The organism is Longimicrobium sp. (genome assembly GCF_036388275.1).
In the GTDB taxonomy this organism is placed as follows: Bacteria; Gemmatimonadota; Gemmatimonadetes; order Longimicrobiales; family Longimicrobiaceae; genus Longimicrobium.
Genome location: NZ_DASVSF010000002.1, coordinates 350,685 through 367,057, shown reverse-complemented (window position 1 = coordinate 367,057; position 16,373 = coordinate 350,685). Strand labels below are relative to the sequence as shown.

Sequence of the window (16,373 nt, the reverse complement as noted above, 5' to 3'; positions counted from 1 at the left end):
ATGCGACACCCCGGAGCGCCCGCCATTCTCCATCGCCCGCCCCTCAGCGCACCGCCAAGCCGTTGCGCTCGCGATACGCCTGCTCCGCCGAGGCCAGCGCATCCCACGACCGCTGCGAGGCGCGGCGCAGCACTTCGCGTGGCGCGCGCCGCGTGGGCCACGGCGCGGCGGCGGTGTTCACGTCGCCGGGAAACAGCGCCAGGCTGCCGTCCACGATGGCGCGGGCCACCACTGCGCGCGTGGGGCGGTCCAGGTTGGCCATCACCGCCAGGGTGCGCAGCGCGCCCTGTGCGAAGGCGTCGGTGACGAAGGTGGCGTATTCTTCCCGAAGCGCACCCGTGCCCAGGTCTGGGAAGCGCTCCAGCAGCCCGGCAAGCGCCTCGTCATCGCCCTCCTTGACGCCGCGCAGAAGGAGCACGCTGGCCACCTGGGGCCAGCGCGTCTGCGCGCCGCGGGCGGCCACGGCGGCGAACAGCTCGTCGTCCAGGCGGTCCAGCAAGTCGTACGTCTCCTGCTCCTCCAGCTCCACGGTGAACGGGTCGCGCGGAGGCGGGATCCGCTCGCCGTTGGCCCCCGTGCGGCGCGTGGTGGTAGAGGGGGTCTGCCGGGGCGGCGCGGCCGGCGCGGCGTTCCGCCCGCCGACCATGACGATCTCGGTGCCCACCTGCACGTTGTGGAACAGGCGCAGGGCGTCGGCGTTGCTCAGGCGGATGCAGCCGTGCGAAACGCGCTGGCCCAGCAGCTCGGGCTTGTCGGTGCCGTGGACGGCCAGCCCCTGGCCGATGAACACGCCGGCCGAGCCCAGTCCGCGTGGAAAGCGGCGTGCGTCGGAGTTGGGCGGCGGCACGCGCAGCCCGTTCTCGATGAAGTACCAGTCCGGGGCGATCCAGTCCGGCTCCACCTGCTTGTGGGTGACGTGAAAGGTGCCATTGGGCGTGGCGAAATCCCACTCGCCGCGGTCGTGCTCCAGCCGAAGCCCGGTGCCGGTGCCCACGGGAGCGGACCACAGCACCCGCCGCCCGCGCGCGAAGTACAGGCGGTTGGCGTCCAGGTCCACCACCACCGCGTAGCCGCCCCGCGCCAGCGAACGCGACCGCACGCGGGCGAGCGGGTTCTGCGCCTGCGGAGCCGCGTCGGCCGGGCGCGCGGTCGGGGGCCGCCGCGTGGGCGCGACGGGCTCCTCGGCGCGGCGGCGCGGACGCTGCTGCGCGTCGGCCGGCGGTGCCGAGGCGGCCGCCACGCCCGCCGCCGCGAGCGCCAGCACGCCGGCGCGGCGAAGGAGAAAGAAGGTGTTGCGCATACTTCCGCGGGGTACCACGTGAGTCAGGCGTCTGCCCCGTCATCGGGGGGCAATCGGCATACCCGCCGCGTCACGTGGTTGTTTCCTCCGCGCCCTCGCGTTTCGGGCTAACGGGAGGTCACGACACTTTGGGTCCAGGTGTGGCCAGGCAGGGCCGGTGCTCGGGCCGGCGCCCCCCATCCCCAACCCTTCCCCCGCAAACTGCGCGGGGGAAGGGAGCCAGCCCGGTGCGTCGCCACAACGCGTTGCAGCGCCATGGTTTGTCATCCTGAGGCCCAATCGCACCCGATCAGCCCGTAGCACAGACGACGCGGGCCGAAGGATCTGGCCGCGGAAGGGAAACAAGCCCGGGCGCGGCAGCGGTCACCGTAGCCGAGGCCTCGGCTGCCGTGGGGCCCTCACCCGGCCGCGCTGACACGCGTGCCACCCTCTCCCACAAACAGCGTGGGAGAGAGGGTACACTTCGGGTTCGAGGCGAGGTCGGGCCCTGGTGGAGGCCCCGACCTCGCTGGGGCGACTGAAGTCGCGGCAACGACGGCCCAAAGTCCGCCTTCGCGGACTGCACGCGCAGTCGAGTGCACGACGCCGGCCCGAGCGCGATCGAATTCTCCCTTTCCCCCGCTTGCGGGGGAGAGGGCCGGGGAGAGAGGGCGGCCAGAGGCATGCGCCGCGACTCCCGAAGCGCACCGTTCCTCGCCCTCGTTGCTGTAGAGTGCGTGAGCCCGGCCGAAGCGCAGTTCAGGTCTCCCCCTCCCCTGCGCAGCGGGGGAAGGGGGCCGGGGGGAGGGGGCTCTCGCGGCATGCGAGGCAGCCAGTCGACCCCCACCGAAGTTCCCCCCTCTCCCGGCGCAGTTTGCCGGGGGAGGGGCCGGGGGAGGGGCCACCCGCGGCATGCGCCAACGTCAGTCGAACGCCCGATCCCTCAACGGTGGCCAGCCTAAACTCCGATTCCCTGCCACCCCCCGCCCCTCGGTCGGCCCTCAATCCCGCGGCTTCCCTCGCTCGGATTGCGTGGACGCCATCAGCCGGTACGTCCGCAGCCGCACCACCAGCGACGTGCCGATCACCCCCACCACCCCGGGCTCGGCCGCCAGGCGCTCCGCCACCTTCAGCATCTCGTCCACGCTGAGCTCGCCCCCTGGCGAACCCACTCGCGCGGCGGCAACGGCGCGCACCCACGTCGACGCGGCGCGGTCCGGCCCAATGGCGCGGGCCAGGAACGCCAGCGCATCGTCGCGCGTGGGCGGAATGAGAGCGCCCTCCGCGCCGTCTACGCCGTTTCCCATCATACTGATCTGCACGCCTGGCCGAATGCGAAAAACTCCCGGAAACGGGATGCTACCCCCTGGCCAGGCCCGGGTCAAGAGACCCGTTTCGGGCGTGCCCCGCAGGCGGTATCGTTCTCGCCGGAGCATGGCGACGACAACGGTGCAAAGGTCTACGGAGATGAGTTCGACGCGGGTGTTCAGGGTGCCGCACGTGGTGATCGTGGGCGGCGGGTTCGGCGGCCTTTCGGCGGCGCGCGCGCTGCGCAACGTGCCCGTCAGCGCCACGCTCGTCGACCGGCGCAACCACCACCTCTTTCAGCCGCTGCTCTACCAGGTGGCCACGGCCACGCTGTCGCCCGCCGACATCGCGGCGCCCATCCGCCTGATCCTGCGCCACAGCCGCGCCACCGAGGTGCTGATGGCGGAGGTCACCGGCTTCGACCTCGACGAGCGCAAGGTGTGCCTGGCGGACGGGCGCACGCTGGACTACGACTACCTGGTGGTGGCCACGGGCGCCACGCACGCCTACTTCGGCCACCCCGAGTGGGAGCCGCTGGCGCCGGGCCTGAAGACGGTGGAGGACGCCACGGAGATCCGCCGCCGCTTTCTGCTGGCCTTCGAGGCCGCCGAAGCCGCCACGGACCCGCAGGAGCGGCGGGACCTGCTCACCTTCGTGGTCATCGGCGCCGGGCCCACGGGGGTGGAGATGGCGGGGGCGATGGCCGAGACCGCCCGCCGCTCGCTCGTGCGCGACTTCCGCAACATCGACACGTCCACCGCCCGCGTGATCCTGCTGGAAGGCGGGCCGCGCGTGCTGGCGGCGTACGAGGAGGGCCTCAGCGACTATGCGCGGCGCGCCCTGGAGCACATCGGCGTCGAGGTGCGCACGGGCTCCATCGTCACGCGCATCGAGCCCGACGCCGTGTACATCGGCGACGAGTGCATCCGCACCCGCAACGTGGTCTGGGCGGCCGGCGTCACGGCGTCACCGCTGGGAAAGATGCTGGGCGTGCCGACGGACCCGGTCGGCCGGGTGATGGTGCAGCCCGACCTGTCCGTCCCCGGCCACCCGGAGTTGTTCGTCATCGGTGACCTGGCGCACCTGCGGGACAAGCGCGGCAATCTGCTTCCCGGCGTCGGCCCCGTCGCGCTACAGCAGGGGCGGCACGTGGCGCGAAACATCCGCGCTACGCTGCGCGGCGAAGAGCGCCGGCCCTTCCGCTACGTCGACAAGGGGAGCATGGCTACGATCGGCCGGCGCAAGGCGGTGCTGCAGGCGCACCAGGTGCAGGTCGAAGGATGGTTCGCGTGGCTCGCCTGGCTGTTCGTCCACATCTTCTTTCTGATCGGCTTCCGCAACCGGCTGCTGGTGATGGTGCAGTGGGCGTGGAGCTATCTCACCTGGCAGCGCGGCGCCCGGCTGATCACCGGCGAGGTGGGGTCGGAGCTCGCCCCACCCGGAAAGCCGCTGGGGACGGTTGATCGAGCACAGCGGCCGCTCTCAGAAGGACGCCCGGCCGCGCGCGACGCCGCCGTGGCTGCGGCGCAGGGGCAGGTGGCGCCGGCGGACGCGGAGGGCACCGGGTGGATGGGCGGCGACCGCGCCCAGGGCTCGTCCCCGCCCGCCGGATGAAGGGCTACGCGGAGCGGCTGGCCGACTGGGCCGCGCGGCTGGGCGCCACCGTCCACGCCACGCGGTATCCTCGCGTCGAGGCGCGGGGCGAGGCGTGCGCCGTGCGGCTGGTTCCGCCCGGCGCGCCCACCGCGCGCGTTCTCGTCGCCCACGGGGCGGGGAACGACGCCCTGTTTCCGCTGCTGGAATTGTTCGGCGCCCTGCTGGCCAGCGGCGCTGAGGTGTTCTCGTTCGACGTGGACGGGCACGGCTGCGCCAGCACCACCGTGTTCGCGCCGGGCTCCGTCCGCACCGCCATCGCGGCCGCGGCGGACCAGGCGGAGCGCGGACGGCCGCCGCTGCCGCTTCACGTGGTCGGGCACAGCCTGGGGGGATCGCTGATGCTGGATGCGCTCGCCTCCGGGTCTCTTCAGCGCGCCGCCTCCGCCGCGATCCTTTCCTCGCCGGTGGACGTGCGGATCGGCGCGCGGACGGTGGCGGGAGAGCTGCGGGGGTTCTTTCGCCTCGATACGCTGGCGCAGCGCCGGCACTATGGATGGTGGGGACTGGTGCCCGCCTTCGGCCCGGTGAAGCGCGCCTCCTACCCGTTCCGCCGCGTGGACGACGACGGCCGCGCGTGGAGCTACGTGGCCGCCGTCCAGCGGCTGCTCGCGGAACTGGACCTGGAGGCCCGCGCGGGCACCATCACCCATCCCACGCTGCTGGTGTACAGCGACGGCGACTGGATCGTCCCGCACGCGCAGGGGGCGCGGCTGGCCGCGCGCATCCCGGGCGCGGAATTGCTGTCGCTTCGCGGCGTGTCGCATTACACGCTTCCCTTCCATCGCCTGACCATCGAACGCGTGGTCCGGTGGATCGGCCAGCACCAGCTCGCCGCCGCATGAGCGAATCGCCCAGCATCGACATCCACGTGCACCTGGCCGGGGTGGGCACCAACGGCTCCGGCTGCTGGGTGTCTCCCCTGTTCATGCGGCGGATGAGCTTTCGCCTGCTGAAGCTGCGGCACGGGATCAACGCGCGGCAGATGCGCGAGTCGGCCGATGCGGACTGGGCCGCGGACGTGGCGGACCGCGTACGCCGCAGCGAGCTGACGCACGCGGTGGTGCTGGGGTTCGACGGGGTGTACGACCGGGTGGGTGCGCTGGACCGGGCCAGGTCGCAGATGTTCATCCCGCCCAGCTGGGTGTTCGAGGTCTGCCGCCGGTATCCGCAGCTGCTCCCCGGCCCGTCCATCAACCCACACAGGGCGGACGCGATGGAGCGGCTGGAGGAGTGCATCGAGGGCGGGGCCGTGCTCATCAAGTGGCTTCCCGCCACGCAGGGCATCGACCCGGCAGACCCGGCGCTTGGCCCGTTCTACCGGCGGCTGGCGGAAACGGGCATCCCCATCCTCGTCCACTCGGGGGGGTCGGAAAACACCTTCGCGGAGGTGAATCCCGCGCTCAAGGACCTGCGCCGCATCCTCCCGCCGCTGCGCCTGGGGGTGCGGATGATCGTGGCGCACTGCGGCGTGCCCGTCTCCTACGCCGGGGATCGCGACCAGGTGCCGCTGCTGCGGACGATGCTGGGGGAGTTTCCGCACCTGTGGATCGACAACTCGGGAATGGCCAACCCGCCGCGCTTCGCGCACCTACCCCGCTTTGCGCGCGACCCGGACTTTGCGCCGCGGATGCTGCACGGAAGCGACTTTCCGGTGCCGTCGAATGCGTTCTGGTACGCGCGCCAGCTGGGCGCCCGCCGCGCGATGGCGCTGGACCGCATCCGCAACCGCATGCAGCGCGACATCGAGATGAAGCGCGCCCTCGGCTATCTGGACGACGCCCTTACGCGCCCCGTGCAGGTGCTGGCCAACCTGCACCGGTGGGTGCCCGCTAGATCAGGGCCCTTCCGCGCCCGCTGACTAAAAGACATCTTCAACACTCGCTTATCCCTATAGACGCATAGTATGCGAGATACCTTGTTGATCCGGGAGCTTCGGCTCGAAGACTTTCTCTCCTTCGCCACCCCGGGTGTCTCGGTTGGCTTGCGGGCTCTGAACGTGTTGATAGGACCGAACGGGTCGGGTAAGTCGAACGTCCTCGAGGCATTGGCAGTGCTGCGCGCCTCGCCCGGTGATTTGGCGGGGTTACTCCGGAGCGGCGGCGGTGTCACCGAGTATATCTGGAAGGGGGATCGCAATCCTGACGCGGCGTGGATCGAGGTAGAACTCCGTCCATACGTCAGAAGTTCAACGTCACCGCTGGTCTTTGGGTTTTTCCTCACTGCCCTAGGCACCCGCTTAGAAATCATCCACGAGTATATCTATCGGCAGGACGGCGTTAGAGAGTTTTTGTACAAATCCGGATCGGGTACAGGCACACTGAACAGTCCCCTGCAAGAGGGGCGTGCAGAGGCGGTGGCGGAGATGAAGGCTGATAAATCGATCCTCTCCCAGTTGCGGGATCCGATCACATACCCTGAGATCACGTACATTGGAGACAGGTTCAGCAGTATCGCGCTATTTCAGGACTGGAACGTCGCCCGGCGGTCGGCTGCGCGATTGCCGCAACCTACGGATCTCCCGAACGATTTCCTGCTACCGGATGGTAGCAACCTCGGCCTGATTCTACACGACCTAAGCCAAACTTCCGCCAAGCGCGACGAAGTGAGTGAGTACCTTCGCAAGTTCTACGAACGGGCCAGGTACATCACGACCAAGATCCAAGGCGGCACACTGCAATTATACATCGAAGAGGAAGGTGGCCGGCTGATCCCTGCCACGCGGCTGTCGGACGGGACGCTGCGCTACCTGTGCCTGCTTGCGATCCTCTTGCATCCGAACCCGCCGCCGGTGATCGGGATTGAGGAGCCGGAGCTGGGGCTGCATCCGGACATCCTGCCGACGATCGCGGAACTGCTGCGGAAGGCCTCGGAGCGCACGCAGCTGTTCGTCACGACCCACTCGGAAACGCTCGTCTCAGCGCTCTCGGACACGCCGGAGTGCATCTTGGTTTGCGAAAGCACTCCGGATGGCACGACGATGAAGCGCCTAGAGGCGGAGCCCCTGCGCGAGTGGCTGGAGAAGTACTCGCTCGGCGAACTCTGGCGGATGGGGGAGATCGGAGGGAACCGCTGGTGAACGAGATTTGGATGTATGTGGAAGGGGGTCGCGGTCGTGACAGCAAGGCGTCACTTCGGGCCGGGCTCGCGCAGTTCTTTGAGAAGTCGCGTGTGACCGGCGGCTCGCAGAAGACCATATGGCGCGTCGTGATGTGTGGCTCGCGCGAGGAAACCTATGAACTTTTCGTGCGGGGCTGGAGAGATCATCCGAACTCACACGTTCTCCTGGTCGTCGATGCGGAAGGGCCGGTAGTCGGTACGGAGCGCGAGCACCTGGCCGCGCAGGACCGATGGGATCTCTCGTTCGCCAAGGACGATTCCATCCACCTGATGACCGAGGCGATGGAATCGTGGTTCGTTGCTGACGTGAAAGCCCTGACCAAGTTCTACGGGCAGCGCTTCGCCGCTGCGTCTATCCCGAAGCGCAAAAACGTCGAGGAGATCGCGAAGGCAGACGTCGAAAAGGCGCTCAAGGATGCTACGCGCAACACGCAGCCGGGCTTGTACCTCAAAACGCGGCACGCGCCGAAGATCCTCGAAAGCCTGGACCCCGGGACCGTCCGGGCGCGTGCACCACGGTGCGAACGCCTGCTCCAGCACCTCGCGCAGCCGGGCGGTTGAGCCCCGTCGCTCGCCCCCGCCGCGGACAGCCGCTAGATTCTCCGCTGGATCAAGTGCCTCGAGTGGGAGAATCATGCTGCAGACCATTCTCGACAACGTAACCGACGGCGTGCTGGTGCTGGATGCGGACTGGCGCATCACCGAAGCCAACCGCCGCGCCGAAACCCTGTTCCGCCGCCGCCGCGCCGACCTCGTCGGCCGCGTGGTGTGGGAGGCGCTTCCCGACGTCGCGGGCACGCGCTTCGAGAGCGAGGTGCGCATGGCACGCGAGCAGGAGCTGGTGCGCATCGTCGAGCACTTCTACCCCTCGCTCTACGTGTGGCACAAGGTGCGCGCGGCGCCCTCCGGCGACGGGAACACCCTCCTGCTCTTCAGCGACATCACCGAGATCGCCCGCCGGCAGCACGGTGAGGCGGTGCGCGAAGCGGTGCGCAGCATCGTGCGGCAGGCGCCCATCGCCATCAGCATCGTGCGCGGGCCGGAGCACCGGTTCGAGGTGGTGAACGAGATGGGGCTTCGCCTGATCGGCGACCGCGAGGTGGAAGGCCGCACGGTGCGCGACGCCTTTCCCGAACTGGAAGGCCAGGGCTTCTTCGAGCTGCTCGACCAGGTGTACGCCACCGGGGAGGCCTTCGAAGGCCATGAAATGCCCGTGGAATTCGACCCCACCGGCACCGGCGAACGGGTGAAAGGCTGCTTCAACGTCATCTACCAGCCCCTGTTCGAGGCCGACGGCCGGGTGTCCGGCATCCTCAGCCTGAGCGTGGACGTGACGGACCTCGTCGCCGAGCGTTCGCAGATGCAGCGCGCGGCGGTCGAGCACCGGGCCATCCTGGCGCAGCTGCTGGAAGGCGTGATCGTGACCGACGCCGAGGGGCACATCCGGTTCGTCAACGACGCCGCGGAGCGGATGCATGGAACGCAGCGCCTGGGCGTGGCACCCGAGGCCTACACGCGCGAGTACCACCTGCTGCGCGAAGACGGGAGCGAGTACCCCGCGCACGACCTTCCGCTGGCCCGCGCGGCCCTGAACGACGAAGTGGTCACCAACGAACGGTGGCTCGTCCGGCGCGGCGACGGCACGGAAGCGCGCCTGGAGGGCAGTGCGAGCCCCGTCTTCGCCGAGGGCAAGAAGCTGGGCGCCGTGCTCACCATGCGCGAGATCTGAAGCGGCGGCACGGCATCTCCGCCTCCCCATCTCTCCAGTCGAGCCACGGATGATGCGCCCAATCCCGCTCGCCGCGCGGATGCACATCGCGCGGCGAACCGCGTTTCTGCTGGCCCTCTGTGCACTGCCCGCGCGCGCATCGGCGCAGCTGCGGCCGCTGGACGCGTTGGAGTGGCGAATGTTCGACGGCGGGCGAACCGTGTCGGCGCAGGTGGGTGGTGGATGGATGGCGGGGCAGCGCGCGTCGCTGGCGGGAACGGAGGGCACGCTGGTGGAGGCGGGAAACTGGCGGGCGTTCTGGCGCACCGGCCGCGTGGTGCTGGAGGGCGGCGGCACCGTGCAGCGGTTCTTCGACGAAGAATCCTCGTTCGCCGCGCCGGAGCCGTACGTCAAGATGACGGACGACGGAAAGCGCCGCGACGCGGGCGACTACCGCATCCTCACCGCCATCCGCCTGACCGGCGACGGCGCGCCCGTGGCCGCCGCCCTGCGGTTCGGCACGCGGCTGCCGACCACGGACAACGCGGTGGGGCTGGACCGGGACGCGACGGACTTCATGGCCACCCTTGGCGGGCGCACCGTCCGCGGGCCCATTGCGCTGCAGGCCGAGGCGGGCGTGGGCATCTTCGGCACGCGGCGGCCCACCTTCGAGCAGGACGACCTGCTGGTGTACGCCCTGCGCGCCGAGTACGCCGTGGGCTCCCTCCGGCCGATGGTCACCGTGCTGGGCCAGCAGGTGGGCAGGCCCCGGCGCCGCGAGATCCGCGGCAACGAGTCGCTGGGCGAGGTGCGCCTGGGGGTGCGTGCCGGCGGGCGCCGCTGGCTGCTGGCCGAGGCGGTGGCCGGCTACACCCCGTTCAGCCCGGCGTGGGGCCTCCTGGTTTCCGCCGGGATGGACTGGTAGGGCTCCAATCGACAGAAAAAAGGAGCGGGCGGGCCGAGGATTCGGCCCGCCCGCGTTTCGTCGGCCTCGAGCTGGCTCAGGCCGGCACCGGGGCGGTGGCGGCCATCAGCTCCACGTCCAGCCCCTCGGCGCGCACGCGGCGGTCGTAGTACAGGATGACCGTGGCCGCCACGGAAAACGGATACGTCAGCGCGTTCACCAGCGCGCCGAGTGCGCTGACGAACCCCTGCGACATCGGGTCAGTGGCGCTGACCGCGGACGCCATCAGGAACCGCACCGCCATGGAGGGCAGGGTGGCGATCAGCCCGGCGACGAGGACCACGGCGCAGATCCGCCACCAGTCGCCCTCCGCCAGCTCCGCCGAACGCTGAAGGGCCGCGAGCGGCCCCCGCCGCTCCACCACCACCGCCGGGACCACCGCGAAGAGCAGCACGTACACGATCAGTGCCCCGATCAGCAGCCCGAACAGCCCCAGGAAAACGGCGATGCCGGTAAGGATCATCGCCAGCGCCAGGGGAAAGAAGCGGGCGAAGCCGTGCCGCACGGCCTCGCCGACGGTGGCCGGGTGCCCCATGTACGCCCGGCTGGCCTGGTAGGTGAGCGCGGCAAGCGCCAGCACCACCCCCACCAGCATCATCGGGGCGATCAGCAGGACCAGGATGCCGCCGCCCACGAGCGCCGCATCGGACCCGGACGCCGCGGCGACGCCAAGGGTCGCCGACAGCACGGCCAGCGGCAGGTACAGCGTCAGCGCCGTGCCCAGCATGGGCGCGAACTGGCGGCGGTACAGCGAAAAGGAGCGGTCCAGGATCTCGCCCACGTTCAGCGGGCGCAGCATGGTGGGGTGCATGGCGTTTTGGACTTCGGGGAAGGAAATCGGCGGGCGGGAGATGAAGCTATGCAAAGGTCCTGGCTTTCTCAACCGTCAGAAGTGCCAGGCAACCCCCACCACCGGCACCACGGGCAGGGTTGACACGGGCTGCAGGCGCGCGCCGCTGTCGCCCTCGGCGAAGTAGCGGTAGAAGAGCGCGTCGCGGCTTTCCAGCGCGTTGAGAACCTTCAGGTAGGGCGTCAGCTGGGTGCGGCGGCCGGCCACCATGGGCGTCCAGGTGCGAGACACCTCGGCATCCACGCGCAGGAAGTCCGCAGAGGGCCCCCGCAGCGGTGAGTCGCTGTCCAGCCGCACCGAGTTGCCGCTCTGGTACACGGGAAGGCTCGCCCCGTCCAGCGCCTCGGCCTGCCCTCCCACGGTCACCGGGGTGTAGGCCAGGCCATCGCCGTACGCCACCCGCAGCCCCAGCAGCGTGCGGCGCCACACCGGGCCGCGGACGCCCGCGCTCACCGTCTGCCGGCCCACGAACTCGGCCGAGGTGCCCATCCCCTCGTTCGAGTTCCACCCCCACGAAAGCGAGTACCCGAGCCAGCCGGTCACCTCGCCCGCCGTGCGGCGCACCCACACGTCCACCCCCGAGTTGTGGGAGATGTTGGCGTCCTTCAGCGGCAGGCCGTGGAAGCGCTTGTAGAACCCTTCCAGCCCCAGCCGCACGCCGGCCACCAGCTCCTGGTCCAGCGACATGGCGAGGTGGGTGGCGCTGGCGACGGCAATCTGCGTGGGAACGCGGATGGCATCGGCGCTGTTGCGCGGAGGCGCGCCCGCCTGAAGCGAAGGCCGCGGAACGCGCACGTACTGGTGGTAGCGCCCGGCCGCCAGCGTCAGCGCCGCGCCGTCCGACAGCAGCCAGGTAGCCGAGGCGCGCGGCGCCACCTTGGCCACCTGGCCCACCGAGAAGTGGTCGCCGCGAAGGCCCCCGCGCAGAAGCACGCGCCGGGCGGGCTGCCACGACGCGTCCACGTAGCCGCCGGCCGCCGAGCCGGCGCCGCGCGAGTACAGCAGCAGCCGGTACTCCTCGGGAACGGTGGCGATGTGCCGGAACCAGGTGCGGTCCAGCGACGCGCCGTAGCGCAGCCGCACCCCCCCGCGCAGGTCGCTGGCCAGGTCCAGCCCCAGCCGCAGCCGCTCCTGCTGCCACTCCAGCTGCAGCAGCCGGGCAGGGTCGCGCTGGGGCAGGTTGGCGTCGAAGCGTCCCCCCGCCACGGTGAGCTCCGCGTCGGCGCCGCGCAGCCGTCCGCGCCAGCGGATGGAGGTGGCCAGGTTGCCCCACCGCGCATGGCCGTCGCCCGGGCCGGCCGTGTCGATGCGCACCCCTTCGCGGTTCATGAACCCGGTGATGGACAGCGCCCCGTACTGCGTCGGCACGTCCAGCCGCGCCAGCGCGTCGCCGAACTGATAGGGAAACGGCTCGCTTTCCAGCTGCGTCATGCTGGCGCCGTGCACCGTGCGCGCCGACACCAGGTACCGCGCCCCGTTCCCCAGCGGCCCCTCGGCGCGCCCGCGCGCCGACATCATGTCCACCGCTCCGGCGCCCGAGTGGCCGTCGCCGTTTCCGCCGCGGGTGGAAAGGTCCATCACGTACGACAAGCCGCCGTCGTACCGCGCGGGCGCGCCGCCCAGGTACAGACGGGCAGACCCCAGCACGCCGGGCTCGAAGGTTTCCAGCAGCCCGCCGGTGTGGAACGGGGCGTACACGGGGGCGCCGTCCAGCAGCACCAGCTGCAGCATTCCCGACGATCCGCGGACGTACAGCGCGTCGCCCTCGTCGCCGTCGGGCTCCGCTGCCGGCTCGTACTCCTGCCCCAGCGCCCCGTCCAGCCCGCCGCCCTCACCCAGCGTGCGATGGCCGATCAGGTAGCTGACGTCCGTCGAGGGCACCGAAATGCTGTCGGCGCGCGGGTCGCCCAGGGCGTGGACGCGCACGGGGGCCAGGGCGATGGGCCGCAGCTCCAGCGCCACGTCCAGCACCACCTCGCCCCCGGAGGGAACCAGCACCTGCATCTCCTGCGGCGCGTGCTCCAGGTGCCGCACGCGCACCACCTGCCAGCCGGCGCCCACCCGCAGGGAGTATCGTCCGGTGCTGTCCGCCATCCCCACCATCGTGCGGGGGCCGGACCCGGCCTCGACGACGGCCAGGGCCACGGGCAGCCCCGACGGGTCGCTCTGCACGGTGCCGCGGATGACCCCCCGGGCCGTATCCTGGGCGGGGGCAGCGGCGATCAGCGCGGCGGCGAACAGCGCGGTGAGCATCAGCGAACGGCGGCGCGGAAGCGGATGGACATCAGGGCCCGGCGCGGAAGACGGGCTCGGCGGCCGATCCGTCCACCCGCGGCTGCAGTGAGCGCAGCGTGGCGCCCTCCTTGGCGGCGTACACGCGGCCGTTCACCTCCAGGAACGCCGTCCGGGCGCTCGCGGGAAGGTGAACCACCACCTCGCCCGGCCCGGCGCCCACGACTTCGATGCGCCCCGGCGCCGTGCGGAAGCGCGCCGACGCGGCGGAGCCCGTGGCGTGCACCTCGGCGTTGGGCCCGTCCGTCAGCCGTGTCCGCACCCGCAGCTCGGGCGACGAGCCCGACACCACCACCCGCACGCGCCCCGCGTCGGGAAGGATGGATACCGCCTTGGGCAGGGGCCCCACCGCGGGCGCGGGCGCGGGCGCTTCGGGCGCCCGCTCCAGCCGCACCGGCTCGGCGGGCCGCTCCTCCACCGTCGCGCCGCCCAGCCAGCCCCTCACGGGGCTGCCGGGCACGGCCGCGGCCACGCCGGCCACGGCCAGCGTCAGCGCGATGGCGGCCGCGCGCGGAAGCGCCCGCCCGGCACCGGCCAGCGGACGGCCGGCGCGGCGCCGGCGGTGGAAATTGGCCTGTGCCCGCAGCACGGGGGCAGGCACGTCGGCCAGCCCCAGCAGGGCCGAGGCCCGCTCGCCCCCCGCGCGAAGCTCGGCCAGCTCGCCCGCGCACGCGGCACATGCGGCCAGGTGCCGGTCGGCCGCGCCGCGCCGGTCGGGCGCCAGCTCGCCGTCGAGCAGTTCCAGAAGGGTGCCTTCACCCAGGTGTGTCATCCGTCCTCCCGTTCTCCGTCGTACACCGCCAGGAACCGCCGGGTTGCGCGGGCCAGCAGCGTGCCTACCGATCCCGGGGCCACACCGGCCACACGGGCGATTTCGTCGTACTTGAAGCCCTCTTCGCGCATCAGCAGCATCTGCCGGTCGCGTTCGGGAATCTGCTCCAGCGCGCGGCGCACCTGCTGCACCGCGTACTTTCGCTCCGCCTCCACGTCCGGCGCGGGGAGCGCCGACGGCTTCCACGGGGTGGCCGTCAGCAGCCGTTCGCGGCGCTTGCGCGTGCGCGCCCCGTCGCGGAACAGGTTGGTGGCCACCGTGAACAGCCACAGCCGCGCCTCGTCGCCGGGGAGCGACCGCCCCAGCAGGCGCACGAACGATTCCTGCGCGATGTCCTCGGCCTGGTCGTGGTCGCCCGTCAGCCGATGCAGGTAGCGGAACAGCGACGGATATACGTCGCGGAACAGCGCGTCGTAGTCCGGGGCGTTCGTGGGAACGGCCTTCAAGACCGGCCTCGGCGCCGCGGGTGCGGCGGCGTCCGGCGCGGGACGGGCGGCGTGGCTGCTCGGCACGTGGGCTCGATCATCGCTTCAGGAGCGGAATAACGCGGCGCGGCGCCATGCGCCACGCATCCGACGGGGGAAGAACGCCCGTCGCGCGCCGATCGTGACACGCCGTCGCCAACGCTGCGCGGCGCACACGTGTCACGACTTCCAAGGGACGTTCGTTGTACGCCCGAAGTCGCTTCCGCCATGTGCGACATTCCCCGTCAGCCGGAATTCGGAAAGAGATGAAGAGGCCGATCCTGGCCGCCCTCGCGGCGGCCGTTGCCGCCAGCGCGTGCAACGACATGGCCGTCAACGCCGTCTGCCCCGACGTCGCCAGCCCGGCCGTCCTCATACGGGTGGTGGACGGACCCACCCAGCAGCGGGTGGACATGCAGGTCACGGGCAGATGGGAAACCGGCACCCTGGGCGACTCGCTCCGCCACCTGGGGGCGGGCAGCGAGCGTTACCTCGCCGCCATCGGCCCGGCAGGCACCTACACGGTGACCGTCGGGCGGCCCGGGTCGGCCGTGTGGACGCGCAGCGGTATCGTGGTTCCGGGCGCCACCTGCGGGCCACAGACGCAGGAGCTCACCGCTACGCTGCAGCCAGGCTGAGCCTGAGTGCGGCCGGCGCGCGGGGCGGCCTCGTTCACGACGGGCCGCCCCGCGCCTTTTGCGCCTGCCCGTTCACTGCCAGCGGAACCCCCGCACGCTCAGCAGGAACGACCCGATCATCCACGCCAGCAGGATCCCCACCTCGCCCGCGAACGCCCCCAGCGGCAGCGCGTCGTTGTAGATGGCCCGCAGGGCGTCGTTCAGCGCGGTCAGCGGCAGCGCCTGCACGAAGGGCTGCAGCGCGTCGGGGTAGCGGCTGGCGGGAAAGAACACGCCCGACAGCACGAACATCGGCAGCATCACCAGGTTCAGCACCCCGCTGACCCCCTCGATGGTCCGCGCGCGGGTGGACGCCAGCAGCCCCAGGCCGGCGAAGGTCATGGCGCCCAGGACCACCGCCAGGGCCAGCAGGGCCAGCGACCCGTTCACCTGCACGCCGAACGCCAGCCAGGCGAACAGCACGATGGGCGGCACCTCGAGCACCACGAACGCCAGGCGCGCCAGGATCTGCGCCAGCAGGAAGTCGCTCCGCCGCATGGGCGTCGACGACATCCGCTTCAGCTGCTTCTTCTGCCGCATCTGCACCAGGCTGAAGCCCATCCCCCACATTCCCGTCGACATCAGGTTCAGCCCGATCAGCCCCGGGATCACCCAGTCGATGTAGCGCCCGCCCGGCCGCCGCGTGGGATCGTCGATGGTCGGCACTCGCGGCACGGCCCCCGCGGCGCGCTGCACGACGCGGTCGGCGATCAGCTGCGCGCTGCGGCTTTCCGCGCGCGCCGGGTCGAACCGGTAGGTCAGCCGGTCGCGCCCGGCCAGGAGGACGGCGACGTCGCCTCGGGCCACGGCGCGCTCGGCGGCGTTCGCGTCCAGCACCGTCACCTTCACCTCGGTGGACTGGCGGAGCGCGGCCAGGTAGCGCTCGGCGACGGAGCCTTGCTCGACACCAACGGCGGCGCGCTCCGCGGGCGCCTCGCGGAAGGCGAGGCCCAGCCCCACGGCCATGATGATGGGAAACCCGAAGGTCCAGAACAGCGCCTCGGGCTCGCGCACGAAGCCGCGGATGCGGGCGAGGGTAAGCTCGCGAAGGGGACTGGGATCTCGCATTCGCACTACCTTTCAGGGGCCCGGAGGCCTTTCTGTAGACGATCCACTTTCGTCGGGTGGCCCGGACCACATCCCCTGTACACAGTGTTGATTTTGCCGCGGGGCACACCCATCTTCCGGCCAGCTAAAACGAACCCCCGGCAGACGGGAGTCTGCCG

General features: G+C 71.2%; 15 protein-coding genes. 8 read left to right on the top strand and 7 right to left on the bottom strand.

Annotated features, from left to right (window positions below; all coding sequences use genetic code 11):
* Window positions 1-43: 43 nt before the first annotated feature.
* Together VF632_RS01625 and VF632_RS01620 are read right to left on the bottom strand one after the other, a co-directional pair.
* A complete protein-coding gene (locus tag VF632_RS01625; RefSeq protein ID WP_331021093.1) occupies window positions 44-1,300 on the bottom strand; it encodes a L,D-transpeptidase in 1,257 nt (418 codons plus the stop codon).
* A 980-nt stretch (window positions 1,301-2,280) separates the two neighbouring features.
* On the bottom strand, window positions 2,281-2,589 hold the full coding sequence (locus VF632_RS01620; protein ID WP_331021092.1) for a hypothetical protein: 309 nt from the start codon (window positions 2,587-2,589) through the stop codon (window positions 2,281-2,283).
* A 157-nt stretch (window positions 2,590-2,746) separates the two neighbouring features.
* Between VF632_RS01620 and VF632_RS01615 the strand changes: the two genes are divergently transcribed.
* The 7 genes from VF632_RS01615 to VF632_RS01585 all read left to right on the top strand — a co-directional run bounded on the left by VF632_RS01615 (window position 2,747) and on the right by VF632_RS01585 (window position 9,993).
* The gene (locus VF632_RS01615; protein ID WP_331021091.1) at window positions 2,747-4,201 is read left to right on the top strand and encodes an NAD(P)/FAD-dependent oxidoreductase; all 1,455 of its coding nucleotides are present in this window, start codon (window positions 2,747-2,749) and stop codon (window positions 4,199-4,201) included.
* Window positions 4,198-5,085 (top strand): alpha/beta hydrolase, encoded by an 888-nt coding sequence (locus VF632_RS01610; protein WP_331021090.1) that lies wholly within the window; start codon window positions 4,198-4,200, stop codon window positions 5,083-5,085. Before VF632_RS01615 ends, VF632_RS01610 begins: the two co-directional genes overlap by 4 nt.
* Complete coding sequence (locus VF632_RS01605; RefSeq protein ID WP_331021089.1) at window positions 5,082-6,101, top strand: amidohydrolase family protein; 1,020 nt, start codon at window positions 5,082-5,084, stop codon at window positions 6,099-6,101. The genes VF632_RS01610 and VF632_RS01605 overlap by 4 nt, the downstream gene beginning before the upstream one ends.
* A 45-nt stretch (window positions 6,102-6,146) precedes the next feature.
* The gene (locus VF632_RS01600) at window positions 6,147-7,319 is read left to right on the top strand and encodes an AAA family ATPase (protein WP_331021088.1); all 1,173 of its coding nucleotides are present in this window, start codon (window positions 6,147-6,149) and stop codon (window positions 7,317-7,319) included.
* The gene (locus VF632_RS01595) at window positions 7,316-7,921 is read left to right on the top strand and encodes a DUF4276 family protein (protein ID WP_331021087.1); all 606 of its coding nucleotides are present in this window, start codon (window positions 7,316-7,318) and stop codon (window positions 7,919-7,921) included. The genes VF632_RS01600 and VF632_RS01595 overlap by 4 nt, the downstream gene beginning before the upstream one ends.
* A 73-nt stretch (window positions 7,922-7,994) precedes the next feature.
* Window positions 7,995-9,089, top strand: a complete 1,095-nt coding sequence (locus VF632_RS01590) for a PAS domain-containing protein (protein ID WP_331021086.1) — start codon at window positions 7,995-7,997, stop codon at window positions 9,087-9,089.
* Window positions 9,090-9,138: 49 nt separating this feature from the next.
* The gene (locus tag VF632_RS01585; RefSeq protein ID WP_331021085.1) at window positions 9,139-9,993 is read left to right on the top strand and encodes a hypothetical protein; all 855 of its coding nucleotides are present in this window, start codon (window positions 9,139-9,141) and stop codon (window positions 9,991-9,993) included.
* Window positions 9,994-10,069: 76 nt separating this feature from the next.
* On the opposite strand, the gene VF632_RS01580 is transcribed toward VF632_RS01585, so the two are convergent.
* The 4 genes from VF632_RS01580 to VF632_RS01565 form a co-directional block, all read right to left on the bottom strand.
* Window positions 10,070-10,843, bottom strand: a complete 774-nt coding sequence (locus tag VF632_RS01580; protein ID WP_331021084.1) for a hypothetical protein — start codon at window positions 10,841-10,843, stop codon at window positions 10,070-10,072.
* Between the two features lie 75 nt (window positions 10,844-10,918).
* Complete coding sequence (locus VF632_RS01575) at window positions 10,919-13,135, bottom strand: TonB-dependent receptor (protein WP_331021083.1); 2,217 nt, start codon at window positions 13,133-13,135, stop codon at window positions 10,919-10,921.
* Window positions 13,136-13,166: 31 nt separating this feature from the next.
* The gene (locus VF632_RS01570) at window positions 13,167-13,946 is read right to left on the bottom strand and encodes a hypothetical protein (protein ID WP_331021082.1); all 780 of its coding nucleotides are present in this window, start codon (window positions 13,944-13,946) and stop codon (window positions 13,167-13,169) included.
* Window positions 13,943-14,452: a sigma-70 family RNA polymerase sigma factor gene (locus VF632_RS01565; protein ID WP_331021081.1), complete on the bottom strand. Its 510-nt coding sequence runs from the start codon at window positions 14,450-14,452 to the stop codon at window positions 13,943-13,945. Before VF632_RS01565 ends, VF632_RS01570 begins: the two co-directional genes overlap by 4 nt.
* Window positions 14,453-14,736: 284 nt before the next feature.
* Here VF632_RS01565 and VF632_RS01560 point away from each other — a divergent pair, with 284 nt between their 5' ends.
* Window positions 14,737-15,108, top strand: coding sequence for a hypothetical protein (locus VF632_RS01560; RefSeq protein ID WP_331021080.1), 372 nt, complete (start codon window positions 14,737-14,739; stop codon window positions 15,106-15,108).
* Window positions 15,109-15,180: 72 nt separating this feature from the next.
* Here the strand turns inward: VF632_RS01560 and VF632_RS01555 are convergent, their stop codons facing one another.
* Entirely contained in the window at window positions 15,181-16,215 is a 1,035-nt protein-coding gene (locus VF632_RS01555) for an ABC transporter permease (RefSeq protein WP_331021079.1), read from the bottom strand.
* Window positions 16,216-16,373 lie beyond the last annotated feature (158 nt).